The following is a 25993-nucleotide window of genomic DNA, read 5'->3' as shown; positions in this document are numbered from 1 at the left end:
ATGCCCACCCGGCCCAGAGAGCGACCGGGTAAATCCGCATCTTCAATGAGAAACGTGCCCCCCGGCCCGTCGCGCCACGCCTGTTCAGTTCCAGGCGCCGAACCAGGCGGCGAATTCCGTCAGATCCGCCAGCGCCACATCGGCTCCGTGATCACGCAGCTCTCCCACCGTGTAAGGACCCGTGGCGACCGTCACGCTGACGGCGCCCCCCGCTCGCGCCGCCTCGATGTCCGCCACGTGGTCACCAACATAGGCCGCCGCGCCGAAACGCGCGAGTGCCGATCCCTTGGCCGAGCCGAACACCGATCCGACGACCTCGTCCACCTCGAAACCGAGCAGTTCGACCGTGCTCGTGGCGTCGCGCACGTTCTTTCCCGTCACCACGATCACCTGTCCTCCGGCCTCCTTGACCGCGCGGACCGCGTCGTGGGCGCCGGACATGGCGGTGTGCACGGGAACGGCGACGTCGGGATAGAACTGCCTGAACAGTGTGGCCGCCGCGGGCACCTCCTCCGGCGGCAGCCAGTTCGCCAGCTCGTGCTCCAGCGGAGGGCCGAGGCGGGTGATCACCGCCGCGCTGTCGATGGCAACGCCCAGCCGTACGGCGAGCAGGTCGAAGACGGCCGCGATACCCGACCTGGTGTCGGCCAATGTCATATCAAGGTCAAATCCCACTGATTTCCCCACCCGTGCAGAGTAACGGGCACCGGTATGGGACCGTTGAAGTGGGCAGAAAGGAATTACTTACCCAGGGAGCGGTCATGGCGGAAAAGCCCCATCGTCCGGCGCGTCCCGCGACCCGCGAACCGGTGAGCCTCTGGCGGCGCGCGGCCGACTTCGCCGTGTGGGCGGTCAAGGTCGTCTCACGAGTGGCCGCGCTCATTCTCGTTCTCGCGATTGCTTTCCGGATCTTTCCCGCGAATCCCGCCAACTCGCTCGTCCAGTTCGTCGAGACCTTCGCCATCTCGCTGTCGCTCGGCCTCGACGACCTGTTCCGGCTGGCGGACGCGCGCTGGCAGGTTGTGGTCAACTACGGCCTCGCCGCGCTGGTGTGGCTGATCATGGGGTCGGCCGTGGCGAGCCTGATCCGGCGCGTCACGCCGTAACGGCTATGGTCTCTGCCCATGAGAAACGGGTCCCTAGACTGGCACAAAGGTGGTGCGGCGGTCTGATGAGCGCATTTCTCATTGGCTGGAGATAGTAGGAACGACATGACCAGATCGACGCGCGAGCGGATCGTCGACGAAGCCCTCCGGCTGTTCGCCGAGCGGGGCTACTCCGCCACCTCGGTGGCCGAGATCGAGGCCGCCGCCGGGCTGTCTCCAGGCGCGGGCGGCCTCTACCGCCACTTCAAGTCGAAGTACGAGGTGCTCGCCGCCGCGATGCACGAGCACGCCGCGCGCACCCGCACCCAGGTGGCCGACAGCCTCGCCCAGCTCAGCAGCATGGAGGCCTCGGCCGACCTGGAGGAACGCCTGTCGCACCTGTGCCGGGCGGGCCTGGCGAAGGTGCGCGAGGAGAGCGAGCTGACCAGGGTGTTCTTCCGCGACCTGAGCCAGTTCCCCGAGCTGGTCGCGGTCGTGCGCGAGGGGCTGCTGCAGCCGATGTTCGACGCGATCACCTCGTGGTTCCGCGCCCAGCCCGAGTACGCCGAGGTCGAGGTCGACTGGACGGGCATCGGCGCGGTGCTCGGCGGCGCCGTCGTCCACTACCGGCTGTTCCAGGAGACGGTGGGCGAGTCGCCGGGTCACGCGGAGAAGGACCAGTTCGTCGCGGCATGGGTACGGCTGGCCGTCGGCCTGCTGCCCGCGCCCGCTCCGGTCAGTTGACGCCCCACAGCCGGTAGCCGAGCCAGGCCACGCCCAGCACCGTGAAGATCATGAACATGGTCCCGCTGGCCGCGAAGAACTGCTCGACGAAGGCGTCGAAGCCGCTGGCGCCCTCGACCCGCAGGGCGCCGATCACCACCCCGCCCACGGCGTAGCCGAAGACCGGCGCCGCGAGGCCGATCATCCTGTCCTTGAAGGACCAGGTGTCACAGGCCAGCACCGTCGCCGCGGCGACCGCCCACACGATCGCGGGCAGCTCGAAGATCGCGACGGCCGGGAGCGAGAACGGCACGAGCAGCGCGGCGACCACCAGCAGGCCCATCGCGAGGACCTCGCGCGGATGACCGCCGACGAGGGTCGTGGCGTCCCCGCCGCCTGTCGCCCTGGAACCGGCCCTCGCCTTGCGTGACCCGGCGAAGGACAGGCCACGCTCCACTCTGCGCGGCCCGGTCAAGGGCCCGCGCCGCCCGCCGAACGGCAGGCCGCGCTCCACCTCGCGCCGCCCGCGGAGCGGCAGGCCGCGTTGAGCCGATCTCGTGGTCAGCCTCGCCCGCGCCTCCCGCATGCTCCGCGCCACGCCCGGCGGCACACCGTCGGCGACACGTGGGAAGACCGCCGTGTCCCTGGCGGGCTCGGCCGGCCGTACCTGGGGCTCGGCCTGGACCCTGGGCACGTCGGACGTGCCGCTGAGGCGGCGCGCCTCCCGCTCGACGAGCGCGGCGGGGTCGCCGAACCTGGCCAGCACCCTGGCCACGACCTTCGGATCCGCGCTGCCCGCGCGCTCGGACTCGATGCGGGCCCGCAGCCGCCTGACGAAGTCGAGCCGGTGGTCCTGGCGCAACACGCCGTGGGCGGCGTCGGCCGCCTTGCTGACGAAGTCCAGGACGAGCTGGTCGGCTCGCTCGATCACGCAAGCCATGCTGCCCGAATCCGCTGGAACATACCATTGCAATGATGGAGTTCACCCAGTGGATCAGGGAGCGCACCGACGAGCAGCTGGGTGCGCTCGTCTCGGCGCGCCCTGAGCTGATCACGCCGGTCCCCGCTCACCTGGAGGGGCTCGCCACGCGCGCGGGCAGCCCTTCGGCGATCGGCCGCGCGCTCGACCGGCTCGACAGGTTCGCGCTGGCCGTGGTCGAGACGCTGGCCGTGACGGGCTCCGCGAACCGACCAACGCTCCAGCGCATGCTCGAAAGGGCCGTGGACGGCGAGGTCCCGCTCGACGACGCGCTCGACCGGCTGCGCACGCTCGCCCTCGTCTACGGCCCCGACGACGCGCCGACGCTGGCCCCCGGCGTCCGCAAGGTGCTCGACGACCCCGCCGGGCTCGGCCCTCCGGTCGTGGACGTGTTCCGGCACCACCCGCCCGAGCAGCTGGAGGAGATCGCCGACGACATCGCGCCCGGCACCGCGGGCACCGGCAAGGAACGCCTGGCCGCCGCCCTGGCCGAGCCGGGCAAGCTGGTCGAGGAGGTCTCGCCACCGGCCAGGCAGGCGCTGGAGGAGCTGGCGTGGGGGCCGCCGAGCGGCAGGGTGCCCAACGCCCGCCGCGCCGTACGCGTCGGCACGGCCCGCTCGCCCATCGAGGAGCTGCTGGCCCGCGGCCTGCTCGCGGCCACCGGCGAGGAGAGCGTGTCGCTGCCCCGCGAGGTCGGCCTGTACCTGCGCGAAGGCCGCGTGCACCGCGACCTGTCCCCCGTGCCGCCGCCGCTGAATGGCGCCGAACGCTCCCGGCAGCTCGCCGACAGGACCGCCGCCGGCCAGGCGTTCACGTTCGTGCGGGCGGTGGAGGAGCTGTGCGAGCGCTGGAGCCTCGACGCCCCGGGCGTGCTGCGCACCGGTGGCCTCGGCGTGCGCGACCTCAAGCGGGTCGCCACGCAGCTCGACCTGCCCGAGTGGGCCGCCGCGCTGGTCGTCGAGGTCGCCCACGCCGCGGGGCTGGTCGGCGCGGGCGGCAGCGTCGACGGCGAGTGGCTGCCCACCCCCGCCTACGACACCTGGCGGGTCAGGCCGACCGAGGACCGCTGGGTCGCGCTGGCCGCCACCTGGCTCCACACCGACCGCGTGCCCGGCATCGTGGGCGAGCGCGACGAGCGCGACCGCCTGCTCAACGCGCTCCACCCCGACCTGCGCCGCTCCTCCGCTCCAGAGGTACGGCAGGCGACGCTGCGCGTGCTGGCCGCCGCCCCGGCCCTGGCCCCCTCCCGCGAGTCGGTACTGCGCCGTCTGGCATGGGAGCAGCCCAGGCGGCGCGGCCCGCTGCGCGACCAGCTGACCGACTTCACGCTGCGCGAGGCCGAGCAGCTCGGCTTCACCGGGCTCGGCGTGCTGTCCGCGCACGGGCGTGCCGTACTGACGGGCTCGGGCGAGGGCGCCGCCGTCCTCGCTCCGCTGCTGCCCGAGCCGGTCGACCACGTGCTGCTGCAGGCCGACCTCACCGCCGTCGCCCCAGGGCCGCTCACCAGCGAGCTGGCGCGCTGGCTGACGCTGGCCGCCGACGTGGAGTCCACGGGAGGGGCGACGGTCTACCGGTTCGGTGAGTCCTCCATCAGGCGCGCGCTCGACGCGGGCCAGGGCGCCGACGAGCTGCTGTCCATGCTCACCCGCCACTCGGCCACGCCCGTGCCGCAGCCGCTGTCCTACCTGGTGGCCGACGTGGCGCGCAGGCACGGCAGGATGCGCGTCGGTACGGCCAGCGCCTACATCCGCTGCGACGACCCGGCCATGCTCGACCAGCTCATCGCCGACCGGCGCTCGACACCGCTGCGGCTGCGGCGGCTGGCCCCCACGGTCATCGCCTCCCGCACCTCCAGGGCGGCGCTGGTCGACTCGCTGCGGGCGATGGGGTTCGCGCCGGTCGCCGAGTCGCTGGAGGGCGACGTGATCGTCACCCAGCTCGACGCCCGGCGCACCGAGGGCCAGCCGGTCACCAGGGCGGTGTCGTCGTTCAACGGGCTCGACCCCGACGTGGTGGCGGCCGCCGTACGCGCCATGCGGGCCGGTGACGCCCGCCGCGCCCCGCTGGAGGCGCCCGACGGCTCGGTGCCGCGCGGACCGGCCACCGCCACGATCTCGGTTCTGCAGGACGCGATCCGGCAGGGGGTGCGGGTGTGGATCGGCTACCTCGACTCCCAGGGCAACGCGACCAGCCGCATCCTGGAGCCCGCGCGGATGGAGGGCGGCTACCTGACGGCCTACGACGAGACCCGCGCGGCCGTCCACCGCTTCGCCCTCCACCGCATCACGGGGGTGGCGACCGTCACCTGATGATCTCGGGTCGGACGCGATAGCCGAGCCACCGTTGACTCCGCACCGCGTCGCGATCACCGTTAAGGGGTGACCAACCACACGCTGGGCCGCCTGGCGGAGGAGTCGTGGGCCCGCTTCGACGACCACGACGCGGTCTTCTACGAAGGCGCCTGGCATCGCGCCCACACGCTCGCCGAACGCGTCAGACGCGTCACGGGCGGGCTGATCCGGGCGGGGGTGCGCCCCGGCGACCGCGTGGTCGTGATGATGGCGACCAGCCCCGACGTCCCCGTCGTCTACCAGGCGGTCTGGGCGGCGGGCGCGGTCGTGACCCCCGTGGTGTTCCTGGTGGGCGCGCAGGAGCTGCGGCACATCGTCACCGACTGCGGCGCAGCCGCGATCGTGACCTCTCCTGAACTGCTCGACACCGTCCACGCTGCTAACCCACAGATCCCGATATATGTGGATACGGGAGATCTGGCCGAGGCCGACGAGCACGGCCCCATCCCCAGAGACCCCACCGACCTGGCCGCCGTCCTGTACACGGGCGGCACCACCGGCAGGGCGAAGGGCGTCATGCTCAGCCACGCGGGCCTGTGGCAGGTCGCGAAGGACTCCTACGCCCTGGCCCATCAGCCGGGCGTGACCAGGGCGATCGTCCCCGTCCCGCTCTCCCACGCCTACGGCCTGATCGTGTCGATCGCGGGCCTGCACGCCACGGAACCGCAGCAGACCGTCCTCATGCGGTGGTTCGACCCCAAGGCGTTCCTGCGGCTGGCCGCCGAGCAGCGCGTGCAGTACGGCACCGTCGTCCCCTCCATGCTGCGGATGCTGCTCGACGAGCCGCTCGAGGACACCCCGCTACCCGACCTGCGCCACCTGACCTGCGGCGCCGCCCCGCTGGACCGCGCGGTGCTGGAGGAGTTCGAGCGGCGGGTGCCGGGCGCGCAGATCCTGGAGGGGTACGGCCTGACCGAGACCAGCGCCGTCACCACGTTCAACCCGCCGGGCAGGCGCAAACCGGGCAGCGTCGGCCTCCCGCTGCCCGGCTACACGATCACGATCAGGGACGACGCGGGCGAGGAGGTCGAGACGGGCGACCTCGGCGAGATCTGCGTGGCCGGCCGGTCGCTGATGCTCGGCTACTGGGGCGGCCTCGGCTCCCCCATCGTGGCCCCGATCGTGGATGGCGAGCTGCGCACGGGCGACATCGGCTGCCTCGACGACGACGGCTACCTGTACGTCGTGGACAGGAAGAAGGACCTCGTCATCAGGGGCGGCTTCAACGTCTTCCCCCGCGACGTCGAGGACGCGCTGAACGCCCACCCCTCGGTCGCGGCGTCGGGCGTGGTCGGCCGCCCCGACCCCGTGCACGGCGAGGAGGTCGTGGCCTTCGTCCAGCTCGTCCCCGGCGGCACGGCCACCGCCGACGAGCTGATCGCGTGGGCGAGGGAACGCGTCGGCAGGGTGCGCTATCCACGAGAGATCCACTTCACCGACCACGTCCCCGTGACCAGCGTGCTCAAGCTCGATCGCAAGGCGCTACGCGCCCGTCTCGCCTGACTATTCCCTGTTTTAGCGCCTCGTGAGCGATATGGTGACCATGTGAGTAGCGGTTACGACAGTTCAGGTGAGCAGAGCCCCTACGGCTCAGGCGCGCAGAGCCCCTACGGCCAGCAGCAGCCGTACGGCTCGCCGTACAACCAGGGCCAGAGCCCGTACGGGCATCCCCAGCCTGGTTACGGCTACGGCTACCCGCCGCCGCCCCAGCAGCAGGGCCCGCGCACGCACGCGATCGTCGCGCTCGTCATCAGCATCGTGCTCGCGCTGAGCTGCTACATCACTCCTGGCGGCATCGCGGGCGCGATCCTGGCGGGCATCGCGCTCGGGCAGGTCGACACCATGCCCGACAAGGCGCGCAACCTGCTCAAGTGGACGTGGATCAGCATCGGCATCAACGTCGCGCTGGTCATTCTGGGCGTCGGCACGATCATCGCTCTCGGGGTTTCCGGAAACCTGGACTAACTGTCGGTCTCCGGGTGTTGGATATGCGGTAGCCGTACCGACCCCGGAGAGAAGCCTGTGAACGACGGCCCACTGATCGTCCAATCCGACAAGACCTTGCTGCTCGAGGTCGACCATGAGCGGGCCGACGAGTGTCGCAAGGCGATCGCGCCCTTCGCCGAGTTGGAGCGCGCCCCCGAGCACGTCCACACCTACCGCGTCACCCCGCTGGCGCTGTGGAACGCGCGGGCCGCCGGTCACGACGCCGAGCAGGTCATCGATGCGCTGATCGGGTTCAGCCGCTACCCGGTCCCCCACGCGCTGCTCGTCGACGTGGCCGAGACGATGGCCCGCTACGGCAGGCTGCGCCTGGAGAAGGACCCCGCCCACGGCCTGGTCCTGACCTCCACCGACCGCGCGGTGCTCGAAGAGGTGCTGCGCTCGAAGAAGGTCCAGCCCATGCTGGGCGAGCGCATCGGCGGCGACTCGGTCGCCGTCCACCCGAGCGAGCGCGGCAACATCAAGCAGGCGCTGCTCAAGCTCGGCTGGCCGGCCGAAGACATGGCGGGCTACGTCGACGGCGAGCGCCACCCGATCAAGCTGCTGCAGGACGGCTGGGCGCTGCGCCCCTACCAGCAGGAGGCGGCCGACGCGTTCTGGCACGGCGGCTCCGGCGTGGTCGTGCTGCCGTGCGGCGCGGGCAAGACGATCGTCGGCGCGGCCGCGATGGCCCACGCCGAGGCCACGACGCTGATCCTGGTCACCAACACGGTCTCCGCCCACCAGTGGAAGCAGGAGCTGCTCAAGCGCACCTCGCTGACCGAGGACGAGATCGGCGAATACTCCGGCAGCAAGAAGGAGATCCGCCCGGTCACCATCGCCACCTACCAGGTGATGACGACCAAGCGGAAGGGCGCCTACGCCCACCTGGAGCTGTTCGACGCCCGCGACTGGGGTCTCGTCGTCTATGACGAGGTGCACCTGCTGCCCGCGCCGATCTTCCGGATGACCGCCGACCTGCAGGCCCGCCGCCGGGTTGGGCTCACCGCGACGCTCGTGCGCGAAGACGGCCGCGAGGGCGACGTGTTCTCCCTCATCGGCCCCAAGCGCTACGACGCGCCGTGGAAGGAGATGGAGAACCAGGGCTGGATCGCGCCCGCCGACTGCGTCGAGGTGCGGGTCACGCTGTCCGACGAGGAGCGCCTGGCCTACGCGATGGCCGAGTCGGAGGAGCGCTACCGGTTCGCGGCGACCACCCCGTCCAAGACGCGGGTGACCGAGGCGCTGGTCAGACGGCACCTCGGTGAGCAGGTGCTGGTGATCGGCCAGTACATCGACCAGCTCGACGAGCTGGCCGAGCACCTCAACGCGCCGGTCATCAAGGGCGAGACGCGGATCAAGGAGCGGGAGCGGCTGTTCCAGGCCTTCCGCGACAAGGAGCTGCAGGTGCTCGTCGTCTCCAAGGTGGCCAACTTCTCCATCGACCTGCCGGAGGCGGCCGTCGCCATCCAGGTGTCGGGCACGTTCGGGTCACGGCAGGAGGAGGCGCAGCGGCTCGGCAGGGTGCTGCGGCCGAAGGCCGACGGTGGCGGCGCGCGCTTCTACACGGTGGTCTCCCGCGACACGGTCGACCAGGAGTTCGCCGCGCATCGCCAGCGTTTCCTGGCCGAGCAGGGCTACGCCTACCAGATCATCGACGCCGACGACGTCCACCAGTGAAAGGGCTCGCGCGAAACCCTCGCGCGAGCCTTGACAATCGCTAGCCGTACCAACTAGGTCCACGAAACCCCGCGGGTCTTGAACAACTGGACCACCCCCTTACCGGCGAAAGCCACCGCGATGCGACATACCCCCATGATCTGTCGAATCCACCACGCATGCCCGGATTTTTGGGATTTTGAGGAGTGATTACCGGGCCAACATCCCGCCGACGAAGAGCACACCCTCCGCGACCAGCCACGCGAGCACCGCACCGGCGATCAGCACCGCGAACCGGGCGGGAAACAGCCACGCCCCGACCGTGAGGAAGGCGGCGATCACCGCGAACAGCCCCGAGAAGGTGGAGACGCCGTCGAGGCGCTCGGCGCACGCCACGGACGTCTCGTCGTCGGTGCAGAACGCCTCCATCCCCCAGCCGGCGAACACCGACAGCCCCCACAGGGCCGCCAGCAGGAGGCTCGCGACGGTCGGGATGACCGGAGAGATCCTCACGCCGCCTCCTAAGTAATCGATTGGAAGCTCCCGAGCCCGGCGGTAAGCTCAACGGTTTCGCTGCCTTGTCTACCACCTCCGTTGACGAATGGGGAGGCGCTTTCGCGTGCCCGGAAATCAGTTGGCTCCCGACATACCCACCGATGTACTCGCCGCCGAACGAGCCCATCTGGCCGAGTCCCGCGCGGCGCTGAAGGCGATGCGCGAGCACGCCCAGTCGCTGTCGTCCGATGCGGCGGGCGACTGGGTGTCGCAGCAGATCCTGCAGTCGCTGCTCGACCAGCGGGTCGCGGCGCTCGCCGACCACCCCGACACCCCCCTGTTCTTCGGCAGGCTCGACAGGGGCGAACACGACGACCTGCCCGGCGTCATCTACGTGGGCCGCCGCCACGTCCACGACGGCGCCAGCCGCCCGCTGGTCATCGACTGGCGCGCGCCCGTCTCGCGCGCCTTCTACCAGGCCAGCCCCACCGACCCCATGGGCGTCGTACGGCGGCGCCGCTTCGGCTACCACGGCGGCGACCTGACCGCCTTCGAGGACGAGCCCCTCAACGAGGGCGCCGACTTCGGCCCTTCGCAGATCCTCACCGAAGAGATCGAGCGCCCCCGCACCGGCCCCATGCGCGACATCGTGGCCACCATCCAGCCCGACCAGGACGAGATCGTCCGCGCCGAGCTGACCCAGACCGTCTGCGTCCAGGGCGCGCCGGGCACCGGGAAGACCGCCGTCGGCCTGCACCGCGCCGCCTACCTGCTGTTCACCCACCGCGAGAAGCTCGCCCGCGCCGGAGTGATGATCGTCGGCCCGAACAAGGCCTTCCTGTCCTACATCTCCTCCGTGCTGCCCGCCCTCGGCGAGGTCAAGGTCGACCAGACCACGGTCGCCGAGCTGCTCGGCGAGCACGCCGCCGCCGAGGAACCGCTCGTGGCCGCGGTCAAGGGCGACGCCCGCATGGCCAAGGTGCTGGAGCGTGCGCTCTGGCAGCACATCGTCAAACCCACCGAGGGCCTCGTCTACACCAGGGGCGTCCACCGCTTCAGGGTCGCCGACTACGAGGTGCGCGAGATGGTGGCCTCGCTGCGCGGCACCACGAGGTACGGCCCCGGCCGCGCCGCCCTTGCCCAGCGCCTGGCCCACCAGGTGCTGGTCCGCATGGAGCAGCGCGGCGACTCGCCCGACGACCGGGTCCAGGACGCGGTGGCCAGGTCGAAGCCGGTCAAGCAACTGGTCGACGCGGTGTGGCCGAAGCTGACGCCCGCCCAGGTGCTCCACCGCCTGCTGTCGGATGCCGAGTTCCTGGCCGCGGTGGCGCGCTCTGATCTGACGGCCGAGGAGCAGGAGCTCCTGCTGTGGCGCAAGCCGTACCGGTCGTGGAAGTCGGCCACATGGTCGGCCGCCGACGCCGCGCTGCTCGACGAGCTCGGCGACCTCATCGAGCGCACGACCTCCCTCGGCCACCTGGTCGTCGACGAGGCGCAGGACCTGTCGGAGATGCAGCTACGGGCGCTGGGGCGGCGCTGCCGTACCGGCTCGGCCACGGTCCTCGGCGACCTCGCCCAGGGCACCACGCCGTGGTCGACCCGCTCGTGGGCGAGCGTGCTCCAACACCTCGGCCAGGACTCCGGCGAGGTCACCGAGCTGACGCTCGGCTTCCGCGTGCCGCGCGAGGTGCTCGACTACGCGGCCCAGCTGCTGCCGTCCATCGCCCCCGACCTGGCCGCCCCACGCTCCCTGCGCCCTGGCCAGGGCTCGCTGACGGTACGACCGGGCGGCGAGGTCGTCGACGCCGTCCGCGACGCGCTGGCCAGGGAAGGCTCGATCGGCGTCATCGTCCCCGACGCCATGGCCAACACGGTCTCGCGCTCCCTCGACGGCATCCCGCACGCCGTGCTGGGGCCTGACTCGACCGAGGAGCACCGGCTGCTGGTCATCCCCGCGACGCTGGCCAAGGGTCTGGAGTACGACCACGTCATCGTCGTGGAGCCCGCCGACATCGTCGAGGCCGAACCCCGGGGGCTGGCGCGGCTCTACGTCGTGCTCACCCGCGCGGTCACATCGCTGACCGTCCTGCACGCCAAGCCGCTCCCGGCCCAACTCGCGTAACCGGGTTCGGAGGCAGGCACCCTGGCGCGCCTGCCTCCGAACCCGCAACCGTAGAGGGTCAGCAGGCGATGAGCCGCACCCGGCCACCGCACAGCCTGGCCATGTCATCAAGATCTGAGGTCAGCATCGCCACGGGGCCACGCTGGCGAAGAGCGACCTCCGCGACGGTCGCATCGATGGCGTATTTGTGTCCATGCAAACCCGCCGCCTTGAGGAGGCTGGCTGACCTCTTTGCCGTTCGTTCGGTGACCGGCTCGACCCGCACTCGGGACAGCACCCACTGCAGCCGTGACAGGCTCACCTTGGAATGAGCGGCCTCCACGATGGTGTTGGCGCTGATCACGAAATCGCTTCCCATCCCGTGGAAAGCCTGCAGGACGGCGAGGTGTTTCCGATCCTGAGCTATCCAGGCGGACAATCCTTCGGAGTCGAGCACGACGGTCTCGATGTGCCCGATCACTCCGACGGTTCCCTGAAGCTCGTGAAGATCCTCGCGTGGGCTGCCGCCAGCTCCTCCTCGCTGAAGTCGCCATGCTCGTCCTGATAGCGCCGCAGGTCGGCACCGAGGAGCTGGTGCCTGATCTGGCGGGACACCGCTTCGGCCACATAGCCGGAGACATTGTCGGTGAGCTTCTTCAGCTCAGCCACCTGTTCGGCAGGCAGGGTAACGGTGATACGCATCGTGTCGGCCATACGTGCAGCATACTGCAGTATGCGCCGCCGCACACGCGAAAAGGGGCGGCGACCCGCGAACGGGTGCCGCCCCTTCAGGCTTGGGCTGGACTTAGAAGTCCATGTCCCCGCCGCCGGGCATGCCGGCCGGAGCAGCCGGGTTCTTCTCCGGCTTCTCGGCGATGACAGCCTCGGTGGTCAGGAACAGCGCCGCGATGGAGGCGGCGTTCTGCAGCGCCGAGCGCGTCACCTTGGCCGGGTCGAGAATGCCCGCCTCGAACATGTTGACGTACTCGCCGGTCGCGGCGTTGAGGCCCTCACCAGGGGTGAGGTTGCGCACGCGCTCGACCACGACGCCGCCCTCGAGGCCGGCGTTGATCGCGATCTGCTTCAGCGGCTCCTCCAGCGCCTTGCGGACGATCGCCGCACCGGTCGCCTCGTCGCCGTTGAGCTCGAGCTTGTCGAACGAGTTGGTGCCGGCCTGCAGCAGCGCCACGCCACCGCCGGGGACGATGCCCTCCTCGACGGCCGCCTTCGCGTTGCGAACGGCGTCCTCGATGCGGTGCTTGCGCTCCTTCAGCTCGACCTCGGTCGCGGCGCCCGCCTTGATGACGGCGACGCCACCGGCGAGCTTGGCCAGGCGCTCCTGGAGCTTCTCGCGGTCGTAGTCGGAGTCGGTGCGGTCGATCTCGGCGCGGATCTCGTTGACCCGGCCGGCGATCTGCTCGGCGTCACCGGCGCCGTCGACGATGGTCGTCTCGTCCTTGGTCACCACGATCTTGCGGGCGCGGCCCAGCAGGTCGAGGGTGGCGGACTCGAGCTTGAGGCCGACCTCCTCGGCGATGACCTGGCCACCGGTCAGGGTGGCGATGTCGCCCAGCATGGCCTTGCGACGGTCACCGAAGCCCGGGGCCTTGACGGCCACGGAGCGGAACAGGCCGCGGATCTTGTTGACGACCAGGGTGGCCAGGGCCTCGCCCTCGATGTCCTCGGCGATGATCAGCAGCGGCTTGCCGGACTGCACGACCTTGTCGAGCAGCGGCAGCAGGTCCTTGTTCGCGGAGATCTTCGAGTTGACGATGAGGATGTAGGGGTCCTCGAGGACCGCCTCCATGCGCTCGGGGTCGGTCACGAAGTAACCGGAGACGTAGCCCTTGTCGAAGCGCATGCCCTCGGTGAGCTCGAGCTCGAGGCCGAAGGTGTTGCTCTCCTCGACGGTGATGACGCCTTCCTTGCCGACCTTGTCCATCGCCTCGGCGATGAGGTTGCCGATCTCGACGTCACCGGCGGAGATGGAGGCGGTGGAGGCGATCTGCTCCTTGGTCTCCACGTCCTTGGCGAGCTTGGAGAGCTCCTCGCTGACGCGCTCGACGGCGGCCTCGATGCCCTTCTTCAGGGACATCGGGTTGGCGCCGGCGGCAACGTTGCGCAGACCCTCACGAACCAGCGCCTGGGCGAGCACGGTGGCGGTGGTGGTGCCGTCACCCGCGACGTCGTCCGTCTTCTTGGCGACTTCCTTGACCAGCTCGGCGCCGATCTTCTCCCACGGGTCCTCGAGCTCGATCTCCTTGGCGATGGACACACCATCGTTGGTGATCGTGGGAGCGCCCCACTTCTTCTCCAGCACGACGTTACGGCCCTTGGGGCCGAGGGTCACCTTGACGGCGTCGGCGAGCTGGTTCATACCGCGCTCGAGACCGCGCCGGGCGTCCTCGTCAAACGCGATCATCTTGGCTGCCATAAGGCTAGACCTCCCAGATACAGGGTGGCTTGCAGCGGACCGAGCCGACGCCCGCGACGGCATGGGTCCGACTCCATTCGGCGGACCCCATCGTCTCGATCCCAGTGTCTGGCACTCTCATGACGAGAGTGCCAACGAACTGTTTAGCACTCTACCCTGTCGAGTGCAAGCGAGCAGCACTTCCCCGCAGGTCAGCCTGGCACGTCGGCCGTCAAGGAGACCTGTTCCCCGCCCAGCGCCGCACCCAACATCTCTCCTGGAGTTCCAGGGTACGGCCAGGCAGGCCCGATCGACTGACGCGGATCAGGCCTGCCGAATCGACGGAATGGACATGACAGGTCCGCACGGACTGCGCTGCCGTGCGGGCTGCCGGTTCTTGATGGTTCAGACCGTCCTGACGGATTCCGCCTGGGGACCCTTCTGGCCCTGGGTTATCTCGAACTCGACCCGCTGGCCCTGCTCGAGCGCCCGATAGCCATCCATCATGATCGCTGAGTAATGGACGAAAACATCCTTACCACCGTCTACCGCGATGAAGCCGTAGCCCTTGTCCGCGTTGAACCACTTGACGGTGCCCTGCGCCACTTCCGACTCCTCTTACTGGGCTCCGAACCCCGCCCATTCACTCGCGGGATCCGCGATCGGCACGACTTATGGGGAAATCAGCCGGACGATCGCCCTCGACCATACCTGTGGCATGCCGTAGAACAACAGAGTCAATCAACAAACTCGTTCTTGGAATGGGGTGACGGAAAGGTTAGTCAAATATTCCACCTTCTTGCGAAAGAACCGCGGAGGCGCCACAGCCATAAAACGGGCAGAAGATATAAAAACGCCCGCAAGGCAACCTTGCGGGCGTCCGTGAAGGCCGAAAAGGCCAGGCGGTCCTTGACCGCGGCGGCGCGGTCAGCCGCCGGCCACGGCGGGGATGATGGAGATCTGCGCGCCCTCGGGAGTGGCGCAGTCGAGTCCGCCCACGAATCGGACGTCCTCTTCCCCGACATAAACGTTGACAAAACGGCGAATCTTGCCCGATTCATCCAAAATTCTCGCACCGATACCCGGGTGGTCGGCGTCGAGCTTCTGCAGCACTTCGCGAAGCGTAGCGCCCTCGCCGCTCACCTCCGCGTTGCCGTCGGTGTACGTGCGCAGAATGGTGGGAATCCGCACCGAAACGCTCATGACTTCTCCCTTTCGTTTCAGACAGCCGCGCGGAACGCGTCGAGAGACGGCTTGATCACGGCCGAGGGCGTGGCGTCGTCGGCGATCGCGTCGAGCGTCTTGAGCCCGTCACCGGTGTTGAGCACCACGGTCGTCAGCGAGGGGTCGAGCTGCCCCGTGTCGACGAGCTTCTTCAGCACGCCCACCGTAACCCCGCCGGCGGTCTCGGCGAAGATGCCCTCCGTGGAGGCCAGCAGCTTGATCGCCGACACCACCTCGGCGTCGGTCACGTCCTCCACCGCCCCGCCGGTACGGCGTGCGATGTCGAGCACGTACGGCCCGTCGGCCGGGTTGCCGATGGCCAGCGACTTGGCGATGGTGTTTGGCTTGACCGGCTGGACCACGTCGTGGCCCGCCTTGAAGGCGCTGGAGACCGGCGAGCAGCCGAGCGCCTGCGCGCCGAAGATCTTGTAGGGGGTGTCCTCGACCAGCCCGAGCGCGACCAGCTCCTTGAAGCCCTTGTCGATCTTGGTGAGCTGCGACCCCGACGCCACCGGGATGATGATCTGGTCCGGCAGCCTCCAGCCGAGCTGCTCGGCGATCTCGTAGGCCAGCGTCTTGGAGCCCTCGGCGTAGTAGGGCCGCAGGTTGACGTTGACGAAGCCCCACTTGTCGCCGAGCGGGTCGCCGATGAGCTCGGAGCAGAAGCGGTTGACCTCGTCGTAGGTGCCCTGGATGCCGACCAGCTTGCCGCCGAAGACCCGCGCCATCGCGATCTTGGCCTGCTCCAGGTCGGCGGGGATGAACACGCAGGCCTCGAGCCCCGCGCGGGCCGCGGCGGCGGTCACCGCGCCGGCCAGGTTGCCGGTGGACGAGCACGACAGCGTGTGGAAGCCGAAGTTGCGCGCCGCCTCGACGGCGATGGCGACCACGCGGTCCTTGAAGGAGTGGGTGGGGTTGCCCGAGTCGTCCTTCACGTGCAGGTCGCGAATGCCGAGCGCCTTGCCCAGGTTGTCGGCCTTGACGAGCTTCGTCCAGCCGGGGTTCATGTTCTGCTTGCTCGCCACATCGACCGGAACGGGCAGCAGCGAGCGGTAACGCCAGATGTTGGCGGGTCCTGCCTCGATATCGGCGCGGGACACGGACCCGAAGGAGTAGGCCACCTCGAGCGGCCCGAAACACTCCAGACACGCGAAGCTGGGGCCGAGGTCGTAGCGCGCGCCGCACTCACGGCAGGACAGAGCGAGAGCAGGACCGAAGTCAAGCGACATGAAGCGAGGCCTTCCCTCATCTTCGTCTGCGACCACCTTGGCCACAGACCGGAATTGGCACCTGTCCCGGCCGGCCTCGTCACTTCACGAGCTCAGGTCCGGGAGGGTTGCCGGGGCTTCGCAGGGCCGGTCCCTCCACCCCTCTGGATGAGCAATATGAAGTTGTGGACATCACCATACCCGGCCGCGCCTCAGGCGCGGCCAGGCGTCTCACTAGCTGAGACGATATGTATCGCCCAGCGCGGCCTGAACATACTTGCGCGCCTGGTGGATCCGCGACTTGGCGGTGCCGAGCGGGATGCCGAGCTGCTCGGCCACCTCGTTGTAGTCGAGCTGGACGATGTCGCGCAGCACCAGCGCCTGGGCCAGGTCGGGCTTGTCGGCCTCCAGCGCCTCCATGGCGTCGAGCAGGTCGAGCCTCGACCCGGCGATGACGCTCACCCTGCGCACGTCGGGCTTCTGGACGGGCAACTCATCCGAGGTCTGCTCCGCCGACCTGCGCTTCAGCGACCTGTAGGTGGTGCGCGCGCAGTTGGCCGTCACGATGTGCAGCCAGGTGCTGAACCGCGCCCTGCCCTCGAACCGCCCGATGTTGCGGGCCACCGCGAGCAGGGTGTCCTGGCACGCCTCCTCGGCGTCCTGGTGATAAGGCAGGATACGGGCGCAGTGGCGCAGCACGTGGGGCTCGATCCGCCTCAGAAGCTCGCCGAGCGCGCGGTGGTCGCCGCCGGCGGCGGAACGGGCCAGTTCCTCGGTTACCTCATCTAGGGCCATAGCGAGATCCTATGTTCGGGGTCATGGTGGATGTTGTGAACAGCGTTCTTGTGGCTTCCAACCGTGGCCCTGTCTCCTTCACCGTTTCCGACGACGGCGACCTGACCATGAAACGCGGTGGCGGGGGCCTGGTCTCCGGGCTCTCGGGTGTGGTCAGAGACGAGGGCGTGCTCTGGGTGTGCGCGGCGCTGTCCGACGGCGACCGCAGCGCCGTACGGCTGGCTCCCGGTGGGCGGCTCGACCAGGCGGGCTACGACACCGGCAAGTTGCGCATGCTGGACATCCCGCCTGCGACCTTCCACCGCGCGTACAACGCGGTGGCCAACTCGACCCTCTGGTTCGTCAACCATCTGCTCTACGACACCCCTAACGCCCCCTATTTCGGCACCAGGTTCACGAAGGAGTGGGAGTCCTACCGCGACTACAACGGCGCGTTCGCGCTGGCGCTGGCCGAGGAGGCGGGGCACGGCGCCAAGGTGATGGTGCAGGACTACCACCTGACGCTCACCCCCGCGATGCTCCGCGCCGAGCGCCCCGACCTGCGGATCGCCCACTTCAGCCACACGCCGTGGGCGCCGCCCGAGTATTTCTCGCTGCTGCCCGACGAGGTGGCGCGCGAGGTGCTCGAAGGCATCCTGGGCGCCGACCACGCGGGCTTCCTGACCCAGCGATGGGCCGACGCGTTCATGGACTGCTGCCGGAGCCTGTTGGGCGCCAAGGTCTCCGACATGTCGGTCACCCACGAGGGCCGCACCACCCGCATCGGCGTCCACGGCCTCGGCGTCGACGGCGAGTCGCTGTGGAAGCGGGCCTGCGAGCCCGACGTCGAGTCGAACATGGCCGCGCTGCGCGAGCAGGTCGGCGACCGCAAGCTGATCGTGCGCATCGACCGCACCGAGCTGTCGAAGAACATCGTCCGCGGCCTGGTGGCCTACAGGGAGTTCCTCGCCGCGCACCCCGAGTGGCACGGACGGGTGGTGCATCTCGCCTTCGCCTACCCCTCTCGCCATGACCTGCCCGAATACCGCGAATACACCGCAGCCGTGCAGCGCTGCGCCAAGGAGATCGAGGACGAGTACGCCACCGAGGACTGGGACCCGCTGATCCTCAACGTCAACGACGACTACCCCCGCTCCCTGGCCGCCTACCGCCTGGCCGACGTGCTGCTGGTCAACCCCATCCGCGACGGCATGAACCTGGTCGCCAAGGAGGGCCCGATCCTGTCCCCGCGCTGCGCGCTGGTGCTCTCGCGCGAGGCGGGCGCGGCGGCCGAGCTGGGCGCCGACGCCCTCGTGATCAACCCCTACGACGTCGGCGAGACCGCCGAGGCGCTGCGCGCGGGCCTGGAGATGCCGGAGGAGGAGCGGGTACGGCGGTGCGCGCGGCTCAAGGCCGCCGCCACCGCCCTCCCGCCCCGGCGCTGGCTCGGCGAGCAACTCGCCAGCCTCTGACGATCGACCCTCGGCGTACTCAGCGCCAGACGGCCCGCTTGAGCGCGGCGCCCAGCCCCGGCGTCGACCACTCGTCCACGACGAGGATCTTCGACGTGGGCAGGTACCAGATCCGCTGCGGGTAGGTCACCTTGGTCCGCTTGAAGGAGGTCTGGGTGTGGCAGGTGATCTTCCACTCCCTGTGGTAGGCCTTGTGCCCGCGGCCGACCTGCCTGAGCCCCGACACCGTCGGTTTCTCCGGCATCGGCGAGGAGAAGTAGCGCTTGTCGTGCGTGCACTCCATCACGCCGCTGCTCGGGTGGTACGGCTGGTCGACCCTGAACGGGTTGCCCTCCGAGGCGTACCTGATGCTCTGCGGGCCGAGCAGCCAGAACCCCTGGCACTCGGTGGCCTTCCTGCTGCACGGACCGGTGATCACGTGGACCGCGCCGAAGTCGGTCTTCTTGACCTTCCACGCGCCCGGCACCTCGATCGTCGCGCCCCTGAAGGACAGCTCCTGCGTGCCGACGTGGGCTCCGGTCAGGGCGAGCGAGGCCGTCACGGCCAATGTCATCAGCATGAGCGCGACGTTAACCGGCCCCGGTTGCAGAACGATCGCCGATCGCCGCCGACAGCTCGGCCAGCAGCGCGACGACGCCCTCGGGCCCGTCGACGACCAGATCGGCCCGCTCGGCGAGCTCGGTGACCTCGGCCGAGCCGCTGCACACGGTCACCCCCGGCAGGCCGGAGGCACGCACGGCGTCGAAGGCCGCGAGATCTCCCAGGTCGTCGCCCGCGAACAGCACCGACCGCGCCGCCCGCTCGGCCAGGAACAGGTCGAGCGCGTGCCCCTTGTCCATGCCGGGCGGACGCAGCTCCAGCACCATCCGGCCCGGCTCGACGACGAGGGAGTGCGCCGCCGCCAGCTTCGCCAGCGGCTCGCGCAGCACCTCCAGCGCCTTCACCGGGTCGGGGGCCCGTCTGGTGTGGACGGCCACGGCCCGCTGCTTGTCCTCGATCCTCACGCCCTCGACGCCCTCGACCAGGCGCGGCAGCTCCGCCTTCGCCCGCATGACGCCGGGCGGCGGCGGCGGGGCGCTCACCCTGCCGCCCTCCCACCGCTCGAAGCCGTAGTGACCGAGCACGACCAGTCCGGGGACCTTCTCCAGCCCGCGGCCGTACTCGATGGCGAGGGCAGCGGGCCGGCCCGTCACGATGACCACCGCCTTGACCCTGCCGCCCAGCTCGGCCAGGACGGCCGCGGCGGCGGGATGGATCCTGGCATCGGCGGGGTCGGGCACGATCGGCGCGAGCGTGCCGTCGAAGTCGAGCCCGATCACCGCGCCGCCCGGATCGCGCACAATGGCTTGAATTCCTGGATTGCTCATCACGCGGCTGGCCGTACCCAGGCAGTCAGGGGCGCATTCCCAGCCTGCGGGCCGCGCGCTCCCTCTGGCGGGCGGCCCTCAGCCTCCGCAGGCGCTTGACCAGCATCGGGTCGTGCTCCATCGCCTCCGGCCGGTCGATGAGATCGCCCAGCAATTGGTAGTAGCGGGTGGCGGAGAACCCGAAGGCGTCGCGGATCGCGTGCTCCTTGGCGCCCGCGTGACGCCACCACTGGCGCTCGAAGGCGAGGATCTTCAGGTCGCGCTCGGACAGGGGTCGTGGTGGTTCGTGGGCAGCACTGTCACCGCTGACCGGTGCAGTGTCCATGGTCTCCTCCTCGGTCGGCGCGGCCCGTGGCCCATCGTAATGTGCGGAGTGCGGCTGTTCACGGCGGTTGAGGAGACGTACAGTCACGAAGTGTGAGCCCAGTCATCACGCTTCTCACCGACTACGGACTCGAAGACGGGTATGTGGCCGCCTGTCACGGAGTGATCGCGAGGATCGCTCCGCAGGCCCGCGTGATCGACGTGTGCCACCTCGTGCCTTCGGGAGACGTCCGCAGGGGTGCGGCGATCCTCGCCCAGACCATCCCGTACCTTCCCGCGGGCATCCACGTCGGGATCGTCGACCCCGGCACGGGCGGCGCCCGCCGCGCGGTCGCGGTCGAGGCGGGCGGGCGGATCTTCATCGGCCCGGACAACGGGCTGCTGTCGTGGGCGATCACCACCAGCGGGGGCGCCGCGGCCGCCTACGAGATCACCAACCAGGAGCTCTTCCTCACCCCCGTCTCGCCGACCTTCCCCGGCAGGGACGTGTTCTCGCCGGTGTCGGCCCACCTGTGCGCGGGACGCAAGCTGTCGGACGTCGGCGCCGAGCTCCCGCTGGAGCGGCTCGTCTCGCTGCCTCCACCCGTCTCGCACGTGCGGGAAGGAGCGGTGGAGGGCGAGGTCGTGTCGGTGGACAGGTACGGCAACACCCAGCTGTCGATCGCGGCGGAAGACCTGGCGTCGGTCGGGGTCAGGGTGGGCGACACACTGGCGGTGTGGCTCGGACGGCGGCAGCTGTCGTTGCCCTACCGGGAGTCGTTCGCGGCGGTGCCGCCGGGAGAGCTGGTGGCCTTCACGGACTCGGCGGGGCTGGTCGCCCTGGCCGTCAACTCGGGTGACGCGGCCCAGCGCCTCGGACTGCCACCCGGTGCCCACGTCCGCCTCTCCGCCCTTCGCTGAGCGACAAAACTGGCGAAAGGGTAGTTACACCGCGTATCGGTCTGTTTACCGAACCGTCGGATTGAGCTCGTGCGCGCGTGCCAGAATGCACCGCACCGAGGCGTCCCTCTCCCCCTTCCGAGGCCGACGTGATCCGACTGTCCATAGCCCTGATCCCCATCATGACCATGATCTGGCCGACCGCCGAGCCGCCCGTGGCCGAGCGATGGCGGGCATGGCCGGCCGCCGAGGTCTTCCCCACCAGCCTGCCCGGCACCACCCCCTCAGGCGCCCGCACCGCCTACGTCCTGGCAGGCATCGCGCCCGAAACCCCGTGTGCCGACGCCTTCCATCGTGACGCCGATCTGCGCGGCTGCCTCACCGCCCTGCGGGCCACCTACGTCGACAGCACCCAGACGTTCGTGGCCACCGCCGGCATCGCCGTCCTCACTGGTCCTCCCCCTCGCCAGGACGCGCCGCGAGGCACCAGGCCCGCCACCGTCCGGCCGTACACCGTGCTCGGCGGGCCCGCCGAGCTGTTCGGCGCCCGCCAGTACATCACCGGCGCGAGGGCGAGCTCCGACAGCCGCTACGTCGTCATGACCGCCGCCGGATACACCGACGGCAGGCCGTACACCAAGAAAGAGATCGTGACGCCGCGCCTGCGCGTGGTGGCGCGCGAACTGGCGGCGGCGCTCCACCGGCGGCTCACCGGATGAGGCGGACGTTCGCCGCGCTGCCGGCGGCAGCGCTGCTCGTCGTCAGTACGCCCACGGTCGCCGACGAGGTGGGCGCCACGGCGCGCGAACGGCAGTGGCACCTCGAGACGCTGCGCGTGGCGGAGGCCTGGCGCGTCACCAAGGGCACGGGCGTGACGGTGGCGGTGCTCGACACCGGTGTCGACGCCCGCCATCCCGACCTGGCCGGGGCGGTCGTCAAGGGCCCCGACCTCACCGGGCAGACCTCCGGAGGCGACCGCTGGGGACACCACGGCACCGCGATGGCCAGCCTGATCGCCGGGCGCGGCCACGGCAAGGGCCGGGCGAGCGGCGTCATCGGCATCGCGCCTGAGTCGACCGTGCTGTCGGTGCGGGTCACGCTGGAGAACGACGATCCGCGCCGCGAGCTGCAACGCACCAGCTCGCGCGGCCACGACTCGCTGGCCAGGGGCATCCGCTACGCGGTCGACCACGGCGCGCAGGTGATCAGCATGTCGCTCGGCGGCGGCAGCGGGACGTGGGAGGGCTCGGCGGCCGAGGAGGAGGCCGTGCAGTACGCGCTGGAGCGCGGCGCGGTCCTCGTCGCGTCGGCGGGCAACGACGGTGACGGCCCCAACAGGAAGAACTTCCCCGCCGCCTACCCCGGGGTGATCGCGGTCGGCGCCGTCGACAGGAAACTGAAGGTGACCGGCTTCTCCAACCGCCAGACGTACCTGTCCGTGGTCGCGCCGGGCAGGCGGATCGTCAGCGCCGACGGTCCCCGCTCCTACGTGGTCGGCGACGGCACCAGCTCTGCCGCCGCGCTGGTGGCGGGCGTAGCGGCGCTGGTCAAAGCCGCGTACCCGGGGCTCACCCCGTTGCAGGTACGGCGAGCCATCGAGAGCGGCGCGAGCCGGAGGGGCACGGGCGGCCGCGAGAAGGTTGGCGGTCGTGAGACGACGGGCGGCCGTGAGGACGCGAGCGGTCGGGAGGCGGCAAGCGGTCGCTTGGGGGCGGGCGATCGTGAAGGGGCGGGTCGGGCGGCGGCGGGCCGGGAGGGGCACAGCACGGCCTACGGCCACGGGGTGGTGAACGCGGCCCGCGCCCTGGCCGAGGCGCGCCGTCTGGGCGAGCGGGCGCGGCTCACCGCGCCGGAGGGCCTGCCGTACTTCGGCGGCGGCCCCGCGCAGCCGGGAGCGGACGCCAGGCTGCTGGTGATCGCCGCGCTGCTGCTGCTCGCGGGGGCGATGGCGACCAGGGTGGTGGTGCTCAGCCGGCGGAAGCGGCGCTAGTCCCGAGCAAGCGCTTGTGTGATACTGCTCCTCATGACGTGGTTCGACGGCACCCACCTGCTCGGCACCCGCTGCACGACCTGCCAGGCCGTCTTCTTCCCCCCGCACCACGGCTTCTGCCGCGACCCGCTGTGCGAGGGCGAGGAGCTCGTGGAGCACCCGCTTTCCAGGCGCGGCACCGTGTGGTCCTACACCAACGCCTGCTACCCGCCGCCCGCGCCGTTCGTGGCGGCCGAGCCGTACGAACCGGTGACGCTCGCCGCCGTGGAGCTCGACGAGGAGCGCATCGTCGTGCTCGGCCAGGTGAAGGACCTGACCGTCGACGACCTCAGCGTCGGCATGGAGATGGAGCTCACGGCCGGCACCCTCGCCGACGGCCCCTCGGTGTGGATGTGGGGGCTGCCGCGATGAGCGTGGTCGTGATCGGCGCGGGCATGCACCCGTGGGGCAAGCAGGGCAGGCCCTTCCACGAGTACGGCGTGGCCGCCGCCAGAGCCGCCCTGGCCGACGCCGGAATCACCTGGAACGACGTGCAGTTCGTGGTGGGCGCGGACACGATCAGGAACGGCTACCCGGGCTTCGTCGCCGGCGCCACCTACGCCCGCGCGCTCGGCTGGACGGGCGCACGCATCGCCTCCTGCTACGCCGCCTGCGCCTCCGGCGCCCAGGCCCTCGACCTCGCCCGAACCAGGATCCTGGCGGGCCTCTGCGACGTCGCCATGGTCATCGGCGCCGACGCCACCCCCAAGGGCTTCTTCACCCCCGTCGGCGGCGACCGCCCCGACGACCCCGACTGGCTGCGCTTCCGCCTGCTCGGCGCCACCAACCCCGCCTACTTCGCGCTCTACGCGCGCCGACGGATGGCCCTGTACGGCACGACACCCGACGACCTGGCCGCCGTGAAGGTCAAGAACGCCCTCGCCGGATCGCTGAACCCCAACGCCCGCTACCGCACGCCCGTCACGGCGGAGCAGGTGCTCGCCTCCCCCATGGTCGCCGACCCGCTGCGGCTGCTGGACATCTGCGCCACCTCCGACGGCGGCGCGGCACTCGTCCTGGCCTCCGCCGCCTACGCCCGCAGGATCGGCGCGGCGACGCCCGTGAGGCTGGCCGCCGTCGCGACCGTCACCCCCACCTTCCCCAAGACGGTGCTCGACCTGCCCGACTTCGCCACCGACCCGCCCGTGCGCCAGAGCGTCCCCTTCCGCGTCGCTCTCGCCCACGCGGCCTACGAAGAGGCGGCGCTCGGGCCGCGCGACCTGTCCTTCGCCGAGGTCTACGACCTGTCCACCGCACTCGAACTGGACTGGGTGGAGGACCTTGGCCTGTGCGCGAGAGGCGAGGCCGACAAGCTGCTGCGCGCCGGCGACACCGCGCTCGGCGGACGCGTCCCCGTGAACCCCTCAGGCGGCCTGGCCTCCTTCGGCGAGGCCATCCCCGCCCAGGCCATCGCGCAGGTCTGCGAGCTGACCTGGCAGCTACGCCGTACGGCGGGCGGACGGCAGGTCGAGAACGCCCAGGTGGGCATGGCCGTGAACCAGGGCCTGTTTGGTCATGGTTCGGCGGTCATCGCTATGAGGTGACCCGGATGAGGGCCTTGATCCCCCACATGTTCTACTGGATGAACACGGAGAGTAACCGTGCAGATACGGAGCGCCATGGATCTGGCGCTCTGGCACATTGCTTCAGGGGGAAATTCCAATGATCCGTCATATTCTCATCGGCGCCGCCGTGCTCGGAATCGCGGTAGCCGGACCGGTCTGTACCGCTTCGGCCGAGGCCCACCACGGCCCCGATCCGGTCAGCGACCTCGTCGACACCACCACCGACACGACCGCCCCAGCCACAGACACCACCGACACCGCACCGCCCACGGACACCGCCGCCACCGCCACCGACGCCGACCCCGACGCCGACACCGACGCCGACGCCGACGCCGAGGCAGCGGACACCACGGCACCCGTCACCGATGCGGCAGCCCCCGCCACGGACACCGCCGCGGACGCCGCAACTCCGGCCACGGACACCGCCGCAACCGCCGCGGACGCCGCAACTCCGGCCACGGACACCGCCGCAACCGACACCGACACCGACGCCGACGCAGCGGACACCACGGCACCCGCCGCGGACGCGGTCGCTCCGGCCACCGACGCAGCAGCTCCTTCTGCCGACGCGGCTCCCGCCGCCATCGCGGCCTCGGACGCCGCTGCTCCTGTTACCGACGCGGCGGCTCCCGTGACAGACGCTGTCGCTCCGGTCACGGGCGCCGCGGCTCCGGCGGCAGAGGCGGCAGCTCCTGTCACGGCCCCGCAAGGCGCCACCGGCGCGGCCGCACCCGTCACGGAAGCGGCGGCACCCACCACCGGCCTGGCGTCACCTGTCACGGAGGCGGAGGCTCCCGCGACCGCAACCGCAGCAGCTCCCGCCAACGATGCGATGACGCCCGCCGTGCAGGCGGCGGCACCCGCCACCGAGACCGCCACAGCACCCGCCAACGACGCGGCGGCGGCGCCCGCCGTGGAGGTGGCTCCCGCGACCGAAACCGCGGTGGCTCCCGCGACCGAAACCGCGGTGGCTCCTGCGACCGAAACCGTGGCAGCACCCGCCACCGCCGCAGCACCCGCGGCCGAAACCGCTCCTGCGACCAACGCGGCGGCACCCGCGACCGAGGCCGCGCAGGCTCCTGCCGCCACCACGGAGGCACCGGTCACCACCGCGGCGGACAGCACTACGGCGGACAGCACCGGCGCGGCGGTGCCCGCCGTCGCTCCCGCGGCTTCCGCCAACGGCACGACGCCACCCGTCACGCAGGCAGCGGCACCCGTCAACGCGGCTGCACCCGTCAACGCGCCCGTCACGAAGACGGCGGCCACCAGCGGCCTCACCGGCGTGCTTCCCGCCAACAGCTAAAAACCCTGGAAACAGGAGAAGCCCCCCACACAAAGTGGGGGGCTTCTTCACACGGC

27 protein-coding genes and 1 riboswitch are annotated in these 25993 nt (G+C 70.5%); of the genes, 14 read left to right on the top strand and 13 right to left on the bottom strand.

The window, feature by feature from the left end; all coding sequences use genetic code 11:
• Positions 1-84: 84 nt before the first annotated feature.
• Positions 85-675, bottom strand: a complete 591-nt coding sequence (locus ACFXJ8_RS19770; protein WP_379645356.1) for an HAD family hydrolase — start codon at positions 673-675, stop codon at positions 85-87.
• Between the two features lie 86 nt (positions 676-761).
• Here ACFXJ8_RS19770 and ACFXJ8_RS19765 point away from each other — a divergent pair, with 86 nt between their 5' ends.
• Complete coding sequence (locus ACFXJ8_RS19765; RefSeq protein WP_379645355.1) at positions 762-1106, top strand: hypothetical protein; 345 nt, start codon at positions 762-764, stop codon at positions 1104-1106.
• A gap of 105 nt (positions 1107-1211) precedes the next feature.
• Complete coding sequence (locus ACFXJ8_RS19760) at positions 1212-1829, top strand: TetR/AcrR family transcriptional regulator (protein ID WP_379645354.1); 618 nt, start codon at positions 1212-1214, stop codon at positions 1827-1829.
• Here the strand turns inward: ACFXJ8_RS19760 and ACFXJ8_RS19755 are convergent.
• On the bottom strand, positions 1822-2739 hold the full coding sequence (locus tag ACFXJ8_RS19755) for a hypothetical protein (RefSeq protein ID WP_379645353.1): 918 nt from the start codon (positions 2737-2739) through the stop codon (positions 1822-1824). The two genes, ACFXJ8_RS19760 and ACFXJ8_RS19755, sit on opposite strands and share 8 nt — an antisense overlap.
• 44 nt (positions 2740-2783) lie before the next feature.
• Here ACFXJ8_RS19755 and ACFXJ8_RS19750 point away from each other — a divergent pair, with 44 nt between their 5' ends.
• The 4 genes from ACFXJ8_RS19750 (at position 2784) to ACFXJ8_RS19735 (ending at position 8801) form a co-directional block, all read left to right on the top strand.
• Positions 2784-5096 (top strand): helicase-associated domain-containing protein, encoded by a 2313-nt coding sequence (locus tag ACFXJ8_RS19750; protein WP_379645352.1) that lies wholly within the window; start codon positions 2784-2786, stop codon positions 5094-5096.
• Positions 5097-5165: 69 nt separating this feature from the next.
• Positions 5166-6641, top strand: a complete 1476-nt coding sequence (locus tag ACFXJ8_RS19745; RefSeq protein WP_379645351.1) for an AMP-binding protein — start codon at positions 5166-5168, stop codon at positions 6639-6641.
• A gap of 42 nt (positions 6642-6683) precedes the next feature.
• Positions 6684-7103: a hypothetical protein gene (locus ACFXJ8_RS19740; protein ID WP_379645350.1), complete on the top strand. Its 420-nt coding sequence runs from the start codon at positions 6684-6686 to the stop codon at positions 7101-7103.
• Positions 7104-7160: 57 nt separating this feature from the next.
• Positions 7161-8801, top strand: a complete 1641-nt coding sequence (locus ACFXJ8_RS19735; RefSeq protein WP_379645349.1) for a DNA repair helicase XPB — start codon at positions 7161-7163, stop codon at positions 8799-8801.
• 189 nt (positions 8802-8990) lie between these two features.
• On the opposite strand, the gene ACFXJ8_RS19730 is transcribed toward ACFXJ8_RS19735, so the two are convergent.
• Positions 8991-9293 carry a hypothetical protein gene (locus ACFXJ8_RS19730; protein ID WP_379645348.1) on the bottom strand — a complete coding sequence of 101 codons (303 nt, stop codon included), beginning with the start codon at positions 9291-9293 and terminating at the stop codon, positions 8991-8993.
• Positions 9294-9399: 106 nt separating this feature from the next.
• Here ACFXJ8_RS19730 and ACFXJ8_RS19725 point away from each other — a divergent pair, with 106 nt between their 5' ends.
• Positions 9400-11397 carry a HelD family protein gene (locus ACFXJ8_RS19725; RefSeq protein ID WP_379645347.1) on the top strand — a complete coding sequence of 666 codons (1998 nt, stop codon included), beginning with the start codon at positions 9400-9402 and terminating at the stop codon, positions 11395-11397.
• 58 nt (positions 11398-11455) lie between these two features.
• Here ACFXJ8_RS19725 and ACFXJ8_RS19720 read toward each other — a convergent pair whose 3' ends face one another.
• From ACFXJ8_RS19720 to ACFXJ8_RS19690, 7 genes are all read right to left on the bottom strand, one after another.
• A complete protein-coding gene (locus tag ACFXJ8_RS19720; RefSeq protein ID WP_379645346.1) occupies positions 11456-11857 on the bottom strand; it encodes a PIN domain-containing protein in 402 nt (133 codons plus the stop codon).
• On the bottom strand, positions 11854-12090 hold the full coding sequence (locus tag ACFXJ8_RS19715; protein WP_379645345.1) for a hypothetical protein: 237 nt from the start codon (positions 12088-12090) through the stop codon (positions 11854-11856). Before ACFXJ8_RS19715 ends, ACFXJ8_RS19720 begins: the two co-directional genes overlap by 4 nt.
• 91 nt (positions 12091-12181) lie before the next feature.
• On the bottom strand, positions 12182-13810 hold the full coding sequence (groL, locus tag ACFXJ8_RS19710; protein WP_379645344.1) for a chaperonin GroEL: 1629 nt from the start codon (positions 13808-13810) through the stop codon (positions 12182-12184).
• 384 nt (positions 13811-14194) lie between these two features.
• Entirely contained in the window at positions 14195-14395 is a 201-nt protein-coding gene (locus ACFXJ8_RS19705; RefSeq protein ID WP_113704857.1) for a cold-shock protein, read from the bottom strand.
• A gap of 321 nt (positions 14396-14716) precedes the next feature.
• Entirely contained in the window at positions 14717-14992 is a 276-nt protein-coding gene (locus tag ACFXJ8_RS19700; RefSeq protein WP_379645343.1) for a MoaD/ThiS family protein, read from the bottom strand.
• A gap of 17 nt (positions 14993-15009) precedes the next feature.
• Positions 15010-16242 (bottom strand): threonine synthase, encoded by a 1233-nt coding sequence (gene thrC / locus ACFXJ8_RS19695; protein ID WP_379645342.1) that lies wholly within the window; start codon positions 16240-16242, stop codon positions 15010-15012.
• Between the two features lie 13 nt (positions 16243-16255).
• Positions 16256-16396: riboswitch (SAM riboswitch) on the bottom strand.
• 59 nt (positions 16397-16455) lie between these two features.
• Positions 16456-17016 (bottom strand): RNA polymerase sigma factor, encoded by a 561-nt coding sequence (locus ACFXJ8_RS19690; RefSeq protein ID WP_379645341.1) that lies wholly within the window; start codon positions 17014-17016, stop codon positions 16456-16458.
• A 23-nt stretch (positions 17017-17039) separates the two neighbouring features.
• On the opposite strand from ACFXJ8_RS19690, the gene ACFXJ8_RS19685 reads away from it, so the two are divergent.
• A complete protein-coding gene (locus ACFXJ8_RS19685; RefSeq protein WP_379645340.1) occupies positions 17040-18467 on the top strand; it encodes a trehalose-6-phosphate synthase in 1428 nt (475 codons plus the stop codon).
• Between the two features lie 19 nt (positions 18468-18486).
• Here the strand turns inward: ACFXJ8_RS19685 and ACFXJ8_RS19680 are convergent, their stop codons facing one another.
• Genes ACFXJ8_RS19680 through ACFXJ8_RS19670 form a run of 3 tightly spaced genes read right to left on the bottom strand, consistent with a single transcriptional unit; the run spans position 18487 to position 20159 of the window.
• Positions 18487-19026 (bottom strand): hypothetical protein, encoded by a 540-nt coding sequence (locus ACFXJ8_RS19680; RefSeq protein ID WP_379645339.1) that lies wholly within the window; start codon positions 19024-19026, stop codon positions 18487-18489.
• A 10-nt stretch (positions 19027-19036) separates the two neighbouring features.
• The gene (otsB, locus tag ACFXJ8_RS19675) at positions 19037-19834 is read right to left on the bottom strand and encodes a trehalose-phosphatase (protein WP_379645466.1); all 798 of its coding nucleotides are present in this window, start codon (positions 19832-19834) and stop codon (positions 19037-19039) included.
• Positions 19835-19859: 25 nt separating this feature from the next.
• The gene (locus tag ACFXJ8_RS19670) at positions 19860-20159 is read right to left on the bottom strand and encodes a DUF3263 domain-containing protein (protein ID WP_379645338.1); all 300 of its coding nucleotides are present in this window, start codon (positions 20157-20159) and stop codon (positions 19860-19862) included.
• A 92-nt stretch (positions 20160-20251) separates the two neighbouring features.
• Here ACFXJ8_RS19670 and ACFXJ8_RS19665 point away from each other — a divergent pair, with 92 nt between their 5' ends.
• The 6 genes from ACFXJ8_RS19665 to ACFXJ8_RS19640 all read left to right on the top strand — a co-directional run bounded on the left by ACFXJ8_RS19665 (position 20252) and on the right by ACFXJ8_RS19640 (position 25937).
• Positions 20252-21058: an S-adenosyl-l-methionine hydroxide adenosyltransferase family protein gene (locus ACFXJ8_RS19665; RefSeq protein WP_379645337.1), complete on the top strand. Its 807-nt coding sequence runs from the start codon at positions 20252-20254 to the stop codon at positions 21056-21058.
• Positions 21059-21219: 161 nt separating this feature from the next.
• A complete protein-coding gene (locus ACFXJ8_RS19660; RefSeq protein ID WP_379645336.1) occupies positions 21220-21756 on the top strand; it encodes a hypothetical protein in 537 nt (178 codons plus the stop codon).
• On the top strand, positions 21753-23027 hold the full coding sequence (locus ACFXJ8_RS19655; protein ID WP_379645335.1) for a S8 family serine peptidase: 1275 nt from the start codon (positions 21753-21755) through the stop codon (positions 23025-23027). Before ACFXJ8_RS19660 ends, ACFXJ8_RS19655 begins: the two co-directional genes overlap by 4 nt.
• 33 nt (positions 23028-23060) lie before the next feature.
• On the top strand, positions 23061-23438 hold the full coding sequence (locus tag ACFXJ8_RS19650) for a Zn-ribbon domain-containing OB-fold protein (protein WP_379645334.1): 378 nt from the start codon (positions 23061-23063) through the stop codon (positions 23436-23438).
• A complete protein-coding gene (locus ACFXJ8_RS19645; protein WP_379645333.1) occupies positions 23435-24610 on the top strand; it encodes a lipid-transfer protein in 1176 nt (391 codons plus the stop codon). The genes ACFXJ8_RS19650 and ACFXJ8_RS19645 overlap by 4 nt, the downstream gene beginning before the upstream one ends.
• A gap of 118 nt (positions 24611-24728) precedes the next feature.
• On the top strand, positions 24729-25937 hold the full coding sequence (locus ACFXJ8_RS19640; protein WP_379645332.1) for a hypothetical protein: 1209 nt from the start codon (positions 24729-24731) through the stop codon (positions 25935-25937).
• Positions 25938-25993 lie beyond the last annotated feature (56 nt).

The sequence above is a fragment of the Nonomuraea sp. NPDC059194 genome, from assembly GCF_042754765.1.
Taxonomy (GTDB): Bacteria; Actinomycetota; Actinomycetes; order Streptosporangiales; family Streptosporangiaceae; genus Nonomuraea.
Note: the sequence above shows the minus strand (reverse complement) of the source record. Positions and strands in the feature narration are given on the sequence as shown.

What these genes read in the sequence shown, in the direction of transcription:
- ACFXJ8_RS19765 (WP_379645355.1), top strand. Translation starts at nt 762, where the DNA reads ATGGCGGAAAAGCCCCATCGTCCGGCGCGTCCCGCGACCCGCGAACCG.
- ACFXJ8_RS19760 (WP_379645354.1), top strand. Translation starts at nt 1,212, where the DNA reads ATGACCAGATCGACGCGCGAGCGGATCGTCGACGAAGCCCTCCGGCTG.
- ACFXJ8_RS19750 (WP_379645352.1), top strand. Translation starts at nt 2,784, where the DNA reads ATGGAGTTCACCCAGTGGATCAGGGAGCGCACCGACGAGCAGCTGGGT.
- ACFXJ8_RS19715 (WP_379645345.1), bottom strand. Translation starts at nt 12,090, where the DNA reads ATGGCCGACACGATGCGTATCACCGTTACCCTGCCTGCCGAACAGGTG.
- groL (WP_379645344.1), bottom strand. Translation starts at nt 13,810, where the DNA reads ATGGCAGCCAAGATGATCGCGTTTGACGAGGACGCCCGGCGCGGTCTC.
- ACFXJ8_RS19700 (WP_379645343.1), bottom strand. Translation starts at nt 14,992, where the DNA reads ATGAGCGTTTCGGTGCGGATTCCCACCATTCTGCGCACGTACACCGAC.
- thrC (WP_379645342.1), bottom strand. Translation starts at nt 16,242, where the DNA reads ATGTCGCTTGACTTCGGTCCTGCTCTCGCTCTGTCCTGCCGTGAGTGC.
- ACFXJ8_RS19690 (WP_379645341.1), bottom strand. Translation starts at nt 17,016, where the DNA reads ATGGCCCTAGATGAGGTAACCGAGGAACTGGCCCGTTCCGCCGCCGGC.
- ACFXJ8_RS19685 (WP_379645340.1), top strand. Translation starts at nt 17,040, where the DNA reads ATGGTGGATGTTGTGAACAGCGTTCTTGTGGCTTCCAACCGTGGCCCT.
- ACFXJ8_RS19680 (WP_379645339.1), bottom strand. Translation starts at nt 19,026, where the DNA reads ATGCTGATGACATTGGCCGTGACGGCCTCGCTCGCCCTGACCGGAGCC.
- otsB (WP_379645466.1), bottom strand. Translation starts at nt 19,834, where the DNA reads ATGAGCAATCCAGGAATTCAAGCCATTGTGCGCGATCCGGGCGGCGCG.
- ACFXJ8_RS19670 (WP_379645338.1), bottom strand. Translation starts at nt 20,159, where the DNA reads ATGGACACTGCACCGGTCAGCGGTGACAGTGCTGCCCACGAACCACCA.
- ACFXJ8_RS19660 (WP_379645336.1), top strand. Translation starts at nt 21,220, where the DNA reads ATGACCATGATCTGGCCGACCGCCGAGCCGCCCGTGGCCGAGCGATGG.
- ACFXJ8_RS19655 (WP_379645335.1), top strand. Translation starts at nt 21,753, where the DNA reads ATGAGGCGGACGTTCGCCGCGCTGCCGGCGGCAGCGCTGCTCGTCGTC.
- ACFXJ8_RS19650 (WP_379645334.1), top strand. Translation starts at nt 23,061, where the DNA reads ATGACGTGGTTCGACGGCACCCACCTGCTCGGCACCCGCTGCACGACC.
- ACFXJ8_RS19645 (WP_379645333.1), top strand. Translation starts at nt 23,435, where the DNA reads ATGAGCGTGGTCGTGATCGGCGCGGGCATGCACCCGTGGGGCAAGCAG.
- ACFXJ8_RS19640 (WP_379645332.1), top strand. Translation starts at nt 24,729, where the DNA reads ATGATCCGTCATATTCTCATCGGCGCCGCCGTGCTCGGAATCGCGGTA.